This is a genomic window from Streptomyces sp. NPDC093109 (assembly GCF_040701725.1).
GTDB lineage: Bacteria > Actinomycetota > Actinomycetes > Streptomycetales > Streptomycetaceae > Streptomyces.
On the sequence record NZ_JBFBEZ010000015.1, the window covers coordinates 12,311 to 23,111 of the forward strand.

The 10,801-nt window shown below is 67.1% G+C and carries 13 protein-coding genes and 1 pseudogene; 5 read left to right on the plus strand and 9 right to left on the minus strand.

The annotated features are described in order from the left end of the window. Positions 1 to 35: 35 nt before the first annotated feature. On the plus strand, positions 36 to 1,481 hold the full coding sequence (locus AB0389_RS16480; RefSeq protein WP_366396089.1) for an aldehyde dehydrogenase: 1,446 nt from the start codon (positions 36 to 38) through the stop codon (positions 1,479 to 1,481). A 300-nt stretch (positions 1,482 to 1,781) separates the two neighbouring features. After that, positions 1,782 to 2,183 (plus strand): hypothetical protein, encoded by a 402-nt coding sequence (locus AB0389_RS16485; protein WP_366396208.1) that lies wholly within the window; start codon positions 1,782 to 1,784, stop codon positions 2,181 to 2,183. Here the strand turns inward: AB0389_RS16485 and AB0389_RS16490 are convergent. From AB0389_RS16490 to AB0389_RS16505, 4 genes and pseudogenes are all read right to left on the minus strand, one after another. Then, positions 2,117 to 2,917 (minus strand): annotated as a pseudogene (locus AB0389_RS16490) (MFS transporter); the annotation flags it as partial. The gene AB0389_RS16485 and the pseudogene AB0389_RS16490 sit on opposite strands and share 67 nt — an antisense overlap. Before the next feature lie 99 nt (positions 2,918 to 3,016). Then, positions 3,017 to 4,021, minus strand: coding sequence for an alpha/beta hydrolase (locus AB0389_RS16495; protein WP_366396090.1), 1,005 nt, complete (start codon positions 4,019 to 4,021; stop codon positions 3,017 to 3,019). A gap of 150 nt (positions 4,022 to 4,171) precedes the next feature. Next, positions 4,172 to 4,327 (minus strand): hypothetical protein, encoded by a 156-nt coding sequence (locus AB0389_RS16500; RefSeq protein WP_366396091.1) that lies wholly within the window; start codon positions 4,325 to 4,327, stop codon positions 4,172 to 4,174. Positions 4,328 to 5,196: 869 nt separating this feature from the next. Further along, positions 5,197 to 5,565, minus strand: coding sequence for a hypothetical protein (locus AB0389_RS16505; protein ID WP_366396093.1), 369 nt, complete (start codon positions 5,563 to 5,565; stop codon positions 5,197 to 5,199). A 225-nt stretch (positions 5,566 to 5,790) separates the two neighbouring features. Here AB0389_RS16505 and AB0389_RS16510 point away from each other — a divergent pair, with 225 nt between their 5' ends. The 3 genes from AB0389_RS16510 to AB0389_RS16520 all read left to right on the plus strand — a co-directional run bounded on the left by AB0389_RS16510 (position 5,791) and on the right by AB0389_RS16520 (position 6,960). After that, positions 5,791 to 6,147, plus strand: a complete 357-nt coding sequence (locus AB0389_RS16510; protein WP_366396094.1) for a hypothetical protein — start codon at positions 5,791 to 5,793, stop codon at positions 6,145 to 6,147. A gap of 111 nt (positions 6,148 to 6,258) precedes the next feature. Continuing rightward, on the plus strand, positions 6,259 to 6,573 hold the full coding sequence (locus tag AB0389_RS16515; RefSeq protein ID WP_366396095.1) for a hypothetical protein: 315 nt from the start codon (positions 6,259 to 6,261) through the stop codon (positions 6,571 to 6,573). Between the two features lie 114 nt (positions 6,574 to 6,687). Then, positions 6,688 to 6,960, plus strand: coding sequence for a DUF397 domain-containing protein (locus tag AB0389_RS16520; protein WP_366396096.1), 273 nt, complete (start codon positions 6,688 to 6,690; stop codon positions 6,958 to 6,960). A 227-nt stretch (positions 6,961 to 7,187) separates the two neighbouring features. Here the strand turns inward: AB0389_RS16520 and AB0389_RS16525 are convergent, their stop codons facing one another. From AB0389_RS16525 to AB0389_RS16545, 5 genes are all read right to left on the minus strand, one after another. Further along, on the minus strand, positions 7,188 to 7,505 hold the full coding sequence (locus AB0389_RS16525) for a hypothetical protein (RefSeq protein WP_366396097.1): 318 nt from the start codon (positions 7,503 to 7,505) through the stop codon (positions 7,188 to 7,190). Positions 7,506 to 7,858: 353 nt separating this feature from the next. Next, the gene (locus AB0389_RS16530; protein ID WP_366396098.1) at positions 7,859 to 8,449 is read right to left on the minus strand and encodes a hypothetical protein; all 591 of its coding nucleotides are present in this window, start codon (positions 8,447 to 8,449) and stop codon (positions 7,859 to 7,861) included. A 271-nt stretch (positions 8,450 to 8,720) separates the two neighbouring features. Next, positions 8,721 to 9,326, minus strand: a complete 606-nt coding sequence (locus tag AB0389_RS16535; RefSeq protein ID WP_366396099.1) for a hypothetical protein — start codon at positions 9,324 to 9,326, stop codon at positions 8,721 to 8,723. A gap of 2 nt (positions 9,327 to 9,328) precedes the next feature. Continuing rightward, positions 9,329 to 10,057, minus strand: a complete 729-nt coding sequence (locus AB0389_RS16540) for an IS701 family transposase (RefSeq protein WP_366396100.1) — start codon at positions 10,055 to 10,057, stop codon at positions 9,329 to 9,331. Between the two features lie 125 nt (positions 10,058 to 10,182). Next, positions 10,183 to 10,782, minus strand: a complete 600-nt coding sequence (locus AB0389_RS16545) for a DUF4265 domain-containing protein (protein ID WP_366396101.1) — start codon at positions 10,780 to 10,782, stop codon at positions 10,183 to 10,185. Between the last annotated feature and the right edge of the window lie 19 nt (positions 10,783 to 10,801).

Below are 10,801 nucleotides of genomic sequence, written 5' to 3' on the forward strand. Positions count from 1 at the left end.
CTGTCTGCCCGGGAGGCACAGTGAACGATCAACTGATGTACAGGAACGGCTTCTACATCGGGGGCCAGTGGGTCGAGCCGGCGTCCGCCGAGCGGTTCGGCGTCGTCTCGCCGTCGACGGAGGAAGTCGTCGGCGAGGTGCCCGTGGCGACGATCGCGGACATGGACCGGGCCGTTGCGGCGGCCAGGACCGCGTTCGACGAGGGGCCCTGGCCCCGTTTGACGCCGGGTGAGCGGGCCGATGTGCTGGAGCGTGCCGCGGCGAAGCTGCGTGAGCGCGTCCCCGACTTCGCCGCGGTCTCCGTCGACGAGATGGGCATCGCCGTCAGCCATGTCGCCATGCACCACGCCATGGTGGCCCCGGTGTTCGACTACTACGCGCAGCTGATCCGGACCTTCGCGTTCGAACGCTCGGTCGTGGCAGGGGAGTCGGCGGGTCTGGTGATCTCCGAACCGGTCGGGGTGGTCGCCGCGATCATTCCGTGGAACGCTCCGGTCAACCTGGCCGCGTGGAAGGTGGGCCCGGCGCTGGCGGCCGGCTGCACCGTGGTGCTCAAGCCGCCGCCGGAGGCACCGCTGAGCAACTACATCCTTGCCGAGGCGCTGCACGAGGCCGGTGTCCCGGCCGGCGTGATCAACGTCGTGCCCGGCGGCCGGGAGGTGGGTGAGCACCTGGTGACCCACCCCGGGACCGACAAGGTCGCCTTCACCGGGTCGACGGAGGCCGGCAAGCGGATCATGAGCCTCTGCGGCGAGCAGGTCAAACGCGTCTCCCTCGAACTCGGCGGCAAGTCGGCGGCGATCGTCCTCGACGACGCGGACCTGCCGGCGGTGATTCCCGCACTGGTGGGCGGAGCCATGTACAACTCCGGGCAGGTCTGCGCCGCCCAGACCCGGATCCTGGTGCCCCGGCGGCGGTACGCGGAGGCGCTCGCCCTCGCCGAAGCCGCGGCGTCCGGCACACCTGTCGGAGATCCGCACGATGCCGCCACCATGGTCGGTCCCCTTGTCGCCGAGCGCCAACGCGCCCGCGTGGAGGGCTACATCGAACTGGCCGGCAAGGAGGGCGCCCGGGTGGTCAGCGGCGGCGGCCGGCCGGGCCACCTCTCCAGGGGCTGGTACGTCGAGCCCACCGTCCTCGGTGACGTGCACAACGCCATGCGCGTCGCGCAGGAGGAGATCTTCGGACCGGTCGTGTGCGCCATCCCGTACGACAGCGACGAGGACGCGGTCCGTATCGCCAACGACTCCCGCTACGGGCTGTCGGGCAGTGTCTGGACGAGCGATCCGGCCCGAGGGCTCGCCACCGCACGGGGCGTACGTACCGGGGTGCTGACCATCAACCACCACAACGCACCGATGCCGATGGTTCCCTTCGGCGGCTTCAAGGAGTCGGGCCTCGGCCGTGAACTCGGCCCCGAGGGACTGGCGGGCTACCTCGAGAGCCGCACCATCGGTATCCCCGCCGGCCTCGCCCGATAGCCGGCCGAACACACGGCCCGTCACCCCACGCATCCGAAAGGAGACGCGCCATGAAGGTCGCCGTCTCGTACAAGGCCGATGAGCCACTTGTCATCGAGGACCTGCCTACGCCCGTCATCGGGCCGCGCGACGTTCTGGTGAACATCACGGCCAGCGGCATCCGTCACACCGACGTCACCATGATGCGGGACACCAGCAGGCCCATGCCCGTCGTGCCCGGCCACGAAGCCTGCGGAACCGTCGAGGCCGGTCGGCCCCGAGGTGCGCCGGGTGAAGGCGGGAGACCGGGTCCTGGCCTCGGTGGCACCCGCCTGCGGTGCGTGCTGGTGGTGTACGAACGCCATGTCCCAGCACTGCGAGCGTGTGGCGGGGATCTACGTGCCGCGCTTCGATCTTGCCGACGGGCGGAAGGCGATCGCGGCGTGTGGCTGCGGCTCGTTCGCCGAGGCCATGGTCGTCGACGAAGCGTCGGTCGTGACCGTACGGACCGACCTGCCCGACGAGCAACTCGCTCTCCTGGGCTGCGGGGTGACGACGGGCCTCGGCGCCGCCCTGCACACCGCCGGCGTGGAACCCGGGTCGACGGTGGCGGTCATCGGCTGCGGAGGCGTCGGACAGTCGGTGATCCAGGGGGGCAGGATCCGCGGTTGGGCGGCGGTGCGCAGGTCCACCAACGGGTCACGGGTGCGCAGCTCCCAGTAGCCCCAGGAGAGCAGCAGCACCGCCGAGGCGGTGAACAGGCCGAGTGTGGTCCCGGAGCCCCAGCCCCAGTCCGCGCCCTTGGAGACCGCGACCAGCAGACACACCAGTCCGCCGCCGAGGCCGACGGCGCCGACGAAGTCGAAGCGCTGCCCTTCGGCGCCCGCCGGGGTCTCGGGTACGAGGAACCAGATCATGGCGGTGACCACCAGCGCGAGGGCGGCAGCGCCCCAGAACAGCGCGCGCCAGCTGGCGTACTGCGCGACCCCGGCCGCGATCGGCAGTCCGAGGCCGCCGCCAATGCCCAGGGACGCGCTGATCAACGCGATGGCGGAGCCGAGCTTCGCCACCGGCATCACGTCACGCAGCAGGCTGATGCCGAGCGGCACGACGCCCATCCCGATGCCCTGCAGGCCGCGGCCCGCGATCATCGGAACGACCGACGAGGACAGCGCGCACACCACCGAGCCGATGATCAGCGGGGCACAGCACGCGAGCAGCATGCGCCGCTTGCCGTACATATCGCCGAGGCGCCCGCCGACCGGGCCGAACACCGCGCCCGTCAGCAGCGTCGCGGTCACCACCCAGGAGGCGTTGGACGAGCTGGTGCCAAGAATCCTGGGCAGCTCGGTGAGCAGCGGCACCACCAGGGTCTGCATGACCGAGGCCACGATGCCGGCGAGCGCCAGAGTGACGATGATGCCCCTGGCTCGGGTGGTGGGCGGAGGGCTGGTCATGAGGGGGCTCCTGCGAGCGGGGATCGGGAACAGAGGCCCGCGCCGGCCTACCGTTGGCACCTTGCCGAGAGGCCGGTGCGGTCGGCACGTGAAGGCGTCTCAGAGGGCGAGGACGCGACGGAGCCACGCGCGGTAGGCGGCGAAGGTGTCCTGCGAGACCCGTGCCTGTGGGGCGAATCCGAGGGACCCGTGGAACACTCCGGGCCAGACATGCAGCTCCGCCTGACCGCCCGCCTGCCAGATTCGGCCGGCGTAGGTGACGGCCTCGTCGCGGAACGTCTCGGCCGCGCCGACATCGATGAACGTCGGCGGCAGGCCGGACAGGTCGGTCGCCCGGGCGGGTGCCCCGTAAGGAGAGACGTCCGGGCCGCCGACGGCGTCGCCGAGCAGTGCGGTCCAGCCGACCTGGTTCTCGGCGCGGTCCCAGATGCCCAGGCCGGCCATCTGGATCGCGGAGTACGAGTCGTTGCGGTCGTCCAGCATCGGGCTCATCAGCATCTGTGCCGTCAGCTCCGGGCCGCCGCGGTCCCGTGCCAGCAATGCCACCGCGGCGGTCAGCCCGCCGCCCGCGCTGCCGCCGGCGATCACGACTCTCGCAGGGTCGATCCCCAGCTCGTCGGCGTGCTCCACGGTCCAGACGAGCCCCGCGTAGCAGTCCTCGACCGGACCGGGGTGGGGGGTTTCCGGGGCGAGACGGTACTCCACCGATACGACCGCGATCCCCATGCCCCGCACCGTTGAAAGGAGTTCGGGCAGAAAGGTCCGACTGTCGCCCATGATCATGCCGCCGCCGTGGACGTGGTAGACGGCAGCCGTCGGCGTCCGGGCTTCCGCGGGCCGGCAGATCAGCAGCTTGATGTCCGGCGCACCCTGCGGGCCGGGCACCTGGCGCTCCTCGACGCGATAGGCGCCGTCCAGGGAGAGTTCCTCGTGCGAAGGCGTGGGCGCCTGGCCGGCGAGCAGCCGCCGGTCCGGGATGCTCCCCAGCGTCAGGCCCCCGGCGGGCATGAACTCCTGCACGGCTGCGAGCGCGGTCGCGAGCTCGGGGTCGAACGGCACCGGCCGGACTGGTTCTGCCTGCGCCCCCGCATCGATGTTACTCATCGTAACTTTCCTCGCATTTCCTTGTGTGGCCGCGACATCGACATCGACATCGACATCGCTAAGCGATACCTGGCTATCGATTATGGGCAGTCAACCCTACTTCGTATCGGTAGTCAACTATCATTAGCTGTCTCCACCTCTTCCCACGCGTTACGACGGCGCGCGGAGGGCGTCGACCGGTTCCATGCGGGCCGCACGCAGGGACGGGTAGAGGCCGGCGATCAGGCCGACCGGGGCGCCGGCCGGCGGGGCGCCGAAGGCGAGGGTCAGGTCGAGGACCGGTGTCCACTCTTTGGTGACGGCCACGCCCGCCACCACCACCGCGATCCCCGGGGCGGCAGAATTCAGGAGACGGTGGAGGCCGCCGCCGCACGGTCCGCGGCTGGCATTGAGAGGAGAAGGCCGGAACCTGACGCCGGAGTGCGGCCCCACAGGCCGGCACCACCGAGGACAGTCCCTTGCCGCCTGGACCACGCGCCGCCCCGTGAACCTCCCCCGCGTCACCGGGGTTTCCCGCGCCTGCCACCGTCCCTTGCTGGGGACCGCGTGATGCCACCAGTGAAACGTCTTCGGATTGGCAAGCTTGATATGCACGGTCGCGATCTCGCGAAATAGTTCATCGGGGTCGCCCGCGTCGTTCTGGAGTCTCTGGCCGGGCTTGAGTTTGTAGGCCTGGGTCCAGGCGTTGCGGGTGGCGAACTTGCCGGCCGCCGCGCCGAAGATGCCGCCCGTCGCCGCGCCTAACGCGGTGACCTTGGCCGCGCCGCTGACGCTGCACGCCTCCTCGGACGAGGCGCACGAGATGCCGTAGCCGACCGCGCTTTCCGCCGCGCCCGACGGCGGGGAAGAGCGGCGGGAAGCCGGTGGTGGGGCGGGAGTTGCTGGCGTGGACGGGTGAGTTCCTGACGACGATCCTGAGCTGAGCGGGGCTCCGCTACCGGCGTCGGGCCTCGGGGCCGAGGGGCCCGGGGCCCGGGGCCCGTACAGGGTCGGTGTCGGGCCGTCGGATGTTGACTCAGCCATCAGGGAGGCACGGGGGCACGGCTGGGAACCGGCCCGCGCGGGCTCCCCGTTCCAGCTGGACCGGAGCGCGGGTTTCGTAGCGGCGCCCTGAGCGGGGAGCGGACCGCATGACGTACACGTGACGCGCCCGTCCGGACCCGCGGCCGGGACGTTCATCGCGCGTGCGTCACGGGCGGCCACGGGACCCAGGGAAGAGCCTCACGCCACCCCGGCCGCCCGAAAGCCCAGTCCTGAAGCACGTCGGCAACAGGCTCCAGAGAGAACAACTCGTGCTCGCGCGGTACGTGGGCCTGGAAGTGTCTGTCCGGGCCGCCTTCGCGGTATTCGACCTGGTAGCTCAGATCGTCGTTGAGGTAGACCTGCATGTAGTGCTGGCCGGCAGGTTCGAGGTCGAGCCGCTCGACGATGACGAATCGCCACCTCAGATTCATGTCGGCCAACAGGTCGTGCAGTTGAACCTCGGACGGGTCGTCCCAAGACGTCCCGTCCCACTCGGTCGCCCGCAGCACCGGCTTTGTCATGAGGCCGACGGTACTGGCCGATCACGCTGCGGGTACCAGGCGGTGGCTGCTGATGAAACAGGTCCTGGCCTGAGCCGGCCGGCTTTCCGCGGTGTGACCGGGGGCGAGGACACGTTCGAGGCCGGTTGCGACTCGGCTGAGCAGTCGCGTGGGCGCCGCTCTGGTTGTGGCAAGCGTTATTGACCGGCTCAGACGTGTGTCAGGGCCGCGTGAGAGTCTCCGGTGATGAGCTATGACCTTGCTGTCTGGGAAGGCAAGCGGCCGGCGGATGACAAGACGGCCGGCCAGGTCTTCAGTGAGCTGTACGACCGCTATATCGATGGCGAGGCCGAGGAGCCTGTGTCCGAACGTATCGCGGCGTACGTCACGGTGCTTCTTGAGCGGTGGCGCGACATCACCGGGGACGAGGAGGACACCTCACCCTGGTCGACCGGCCCGTTGATCGACGAGGCCAGTGGTCCTCTCATTTACTTTGCGATGCGGTGGAGCATGGCTGAGGAGGCGTCGGCCTACGCGGCTGCCCTGGCGGACTCCATGGGGTTGGTCTGTTTCGACGTTCAGCAGGACCGGCTCAGGCCCTGAGGGGGTGGCCAATTGGCGGTTACCGCGACGAGTGATGCGGCGGTCAACGGCTTCGGCTACCGATGCGACAGGCTCTGGCCCGTGGCGGTCGGTTCTCCGCAATGATGGAGCGTGACGACATGGATGCGCTGCTACTGGGACGACGAGGACATCTGGTTCTACTTCGAGGTCGACGCCGAGGGCGGGGTGACTCGCCAGATCGAACTCCAGGGCCCAGAACTCGTTCCCATCGCGGCGGCGTCGCTCGCCGAATGGGACCACTCGTACGCCGCCGGTACTCGCTCGGAGTACGAGCGGAGGTACGGGTTCACCTCGGAGCTTCCGGTGCCGGAGTGGGAGGGCCACGACCCTGAGTGGTTGACGGCCGACGCGTTCGAGACCGTATGGCGGGCCGCCCGACGAGATCTCGCGGCGCGAAGCCGCTGAGGTCCCGGCGCGGCCGGACGAACCAGGGAGGACTGGAAGCGTGCGCCCTTTACGGCTGCGGAATCCCGCGATGCGATCCATTGGATCGCGCAAACCATTTGAGAGGTCCCGGATATGTCCAACTACCACTGGCAGAAGTCTTCTTACAGCGGAACCGCCGGCAACTGCATCAACATAGCCGCAGCCGACGACGGTACCGTCAAGATCGTTGAGAGCGACAGCCCTGATGTCATCGTGACCACCACCCCTGAGAAGCTTCGGGCCTTCATCCTCGGCATCAAAGCAGGCGAGTTCGACCACTTCGCTGAGGAACCCGATGCTGCCGACTCCGTTTCCATCGTGGAGGGCTTGGCCGCTTCAGAAGCCGCAGACAGTGCGGCAATCTGACGGTGGTTGGCCTGCCTTCTTACGCCGGACGGTGACCGCTCGGACAATGCCACGGTCATGGCCCGGCTCCGAGACTGAGTTTCCTTCGCAGGTCGCAGAATGCTCTGAGATCGGGCCCTAACAGCGTTGCGGGCAGCGATTGAAATTCTCATCACATCCGAAAATTTTTGGACATGAAGATCTCCTTTCGCTCCCCGTTTATCACCCACGCTCCACTCCGGTGAACGCTAATCGCTCATCGAATTCTGATAGCGCAGCCATAGCCTGGAGATCCAGACATTCGAACCGTCCGGTGGCTGGGAGGTCACCGGTGGCAACGGGGCTGATTCCACGATATGCAACAGTGTCCAGGTCAATCCGAAGCATTCGTCATCCCCGAAGCATTCCATGAGGAGTGTGGCCTCTTCGTTGGTGACAGGTTTTTCGATGGCATGCAGGGCTTGAGTCATTTCTTCAAATGCTTCGTCGCCCTCCTCGGAGTCGTCATCCTCTGACGGGAGTGGATGGCCCAAACGGAAAAACTCCCGCACCTGATCACTGATCAAGGAAATCCTCACTCCAGTAGGTCTGGATGGTTGCTTCTGTAGTACTTCATCATGTCTGATATTGCGCCACCGAAACAGGTGGGGTCTCCATGGTTCGCCTGGCCGATATTTTGACGGAATCATGAGAACTTCCCCGTGGAGACCCGGCGGAGACAGGACCCATCGGCCTTCGGCGGGCTGTCGGCGTTCGGCGAAGCGATGTGTGGCGTGTTAAGGGGTATTACTCTAAGGTCCAGTCGGGCGACAGAGCAGATACACCGTACTGCTGCATCAGGCCTCGGAAGTGGTTGTCGCCCTGGGTCAGGCGCTCCGCTCCATCCTGAGTGGTCGCTCGCCCACCCGGCAAGGTGGTGTCAGAATTCAGCACATCCGAGGGTGTTGAGTACAGTGCTCTCGGAAGGTGGCTCACTCTGCGCAATACCATTGACGTACCAGGATTCGTTCCAGCTGACGTGCCATACTTTGCCGCGGAAATTCTCCCACTCTACGAAACTCCCCGCAGCCCCCTCCAGAAGAGCCAGCTCTCTGAGCAGAACGTCCGTCGTCGTAAAGCCCCGTGCTGCTCCGAGGCTGCCGCCGCGGGTCCTGGTGTTCTCATAGCGCATCCGTAGGTACGGCGACACCGTTCGCTTGACCACCGTCGGATGGAGCATCCGCTTGAAGCGGTGGACCGCCTCTTCGAGATTCTCGTGCCCGGAGAACTCACAACTGTACGCCGGGAAGACCCCGGTGACCCGCGTTCCGAGTGCGTTGTCTCGCCCGAAATGATATCCGTGTACCGCGGCCGGAACCGCCACCACGGCATCGAATCCGTAGGGCTTCGCCGCGAATCCGCGCGCAATGACGAAAGGCTTGATACTCGATTCCTCTGCCAGATATCGTTCTCTCGCGAACTCGAGAACAGCGGTCACGAGCCCCTGGTCGAAGTAATCGATGGTGTTCATCTGGTAAGCAACTCTGCGCTCTGGGTCCACCGCCAGCGAGAAGACGAATCTAGCCCTTCAGTTGGAGATCGACTGCGCCGCTGTAGTTCGGTGTGGGTGGGGCGGTGGTCGTGCATCGGTGCTGGTGAGGTGGTTGGTGTGATTGCGGCGGCGGTGGCAGGTTCGCGCGAGGGCCTGGTGACAGCGGCGCCAGTTCGACCAGTGCAGTGCGTGTCGGATGCGCTGGGCTGATGCGAGCTGCGGGGTCATGATCGCCAGCAGGCGCCGGATCTCATAGGCCGTCAGGGCAACCCGGGCGAGACCGGTGCTGCTGGTGGGGCTTGGGTGGGCCCCCTCTCTGGGCCGCACCCTCGGCGAGCCGGGTGACCGGGTCGAATGGGTCGTCAACCTGGCCAGAGAGGGCGTCGTCCGCGCCGGCCGCGGCGGTCTGGGCGGCCAGGAACGCGGCGGCGAGCTGGGCCAGGGTGATGTGCCGGTACCAGCCGTGCCAGGAACGCACCTCGTAATCGGCCATCCCCGCCGCCGACTTTGCCAGCTTGATCCCCTCCTCCACGCGCCACCTGGCCCCGGGCACCTGGACCAGTTCCTCCACGGTGGTCCGCTCCGGTCCCCAGGCCAGGTAGTAGTCACGCTTGGAAGGGTCCGCCTCGTCCGGGCGGCGGCGGGCGATCACCCACCGGGCCCAGTCCTGCCCGCCGGTGCCGATCAGCGCCTCGGGTTCAGGGATACGGCGCACCCACCACTGCCACCAGCGGGAATCCAGCTGACTGGGGCCGGCCGACAACTGGACCCAGTCCTCGTCCGCGGCCACCCGCTGGATCAGACGGGCCAGGTGCCGCCAGCCCGGACGCGGCAGCACCGTCTGATCGGACGGCACGTTCACCACGTACGGCAGCTCCGCTCCTCCAGGAATGCGCGGAAGGCGCCGTCACGGCCGTAGACCTCGTCGGCGGCGACCCACACCCGCCCGACGGGCAGGTCGGGCACGATCCGGGCGATCATTTTCTCGGCCAGGCGAGGCTTGGTGACGAAGCCGACCTCGTCGGGAATGTGGGCGGTCCGGCAGCGCGCCCGGTCCGAAGTCCATTCCCTGGGCAGGTACAACTCCCGGTCGATCAGGGCCTGTCCGCGTGCGGTCGCCCAGGCCGCCATCACCCCGATCTGGCAGGGGAAGACCCCGCCCAGCGTTCCTGTGAACTGCCGCGCGACCCCGGCCGAGGCCCGGCCCTTCTTCGCGAACCCGGTCTCATCCACCACCAGCACCCCGGCCCCGCCCGGCCCGGGCCCACTCCCGCCGTCGTCCAGGCCGGCCACCACGTAGCGGCGTACGAACTCCCGCAGCTCATCTGCTTCCCAGCGGGCCCGGTCCAGCAGATGCTGCTGCCCCCATGGCTCAACGTCACCCCCGTACTCGGCCAGCTGCCAGCCGTTTTTACGCGAAAGCGGCGCCAGCAACCCCCGCACGCACGCCGCCGCCCGCCGCCGCAGATCCGCCCGCGGAAACAACCCGCCGACCTCCAGCAACAAAAGCTCCAACTGGTCACCGACCTCCTCGGCCCGCTCCAGGTCCGAGACGTCCAGCGGCACATCCAGCAACTTCGCCTGCATACAGGACAGTTACCCGCACCGACAGATCACCGAACTACAGCGGCGCAGTCGATCTCCAACTGAAGGGTTAGCCTGCGGGGCTCTCGTACGGGTCAATAGGTTTTCTTCTCGAGGGAATTGCATAGCTACCAGGAACCACCGATGCATGCCTCCTCGTAATCCCACCAACCAACGTCGGATCCTCGACCAAGTAGCCCCTTCACAGCAGCCAGGTCTGCAGTCGGCGGAACCGCAAGAGCAACCATTCCAAATTGATCGATACCTTCACCCGCAACCCCCAGCGGTGAAAATAGATCAAGGACATCCTGAAGGCTGGAAAACTTCCCGCTCTCAGGATATGGAATGATTCGGATCGTACAATTCCCAGCCCATGAAACCTTTTCGACAGGGCGCAAGATTCCAGGTGAATCCGACACCACTTGAACGAGGTCATTAAGCGCAAGATCTCCGATGAACCATGGAATATTGTCAATCCGCACTAGGCTATCGGACAGAGCAATAGCCCAGACGCGCTCTTCGGCAACCGGTGGCCATCCTTGGTCTTGCTGAAGCCTGTACGTAACGCGAACTCGACCACCTGGATCGCTCTCATGACTTTTCACTGCACCAGTATGCACCCTCATGCAGGCGCTCTGCCACCTGCATGAGCCCCTCGCGTCGACAGCTGCCCCGCTCCAGCCTGGAGCGGGGCAGCCATTCGCCCTGCGGAGCACTACCCCAATCATTCAAATCAGATGGAATTCC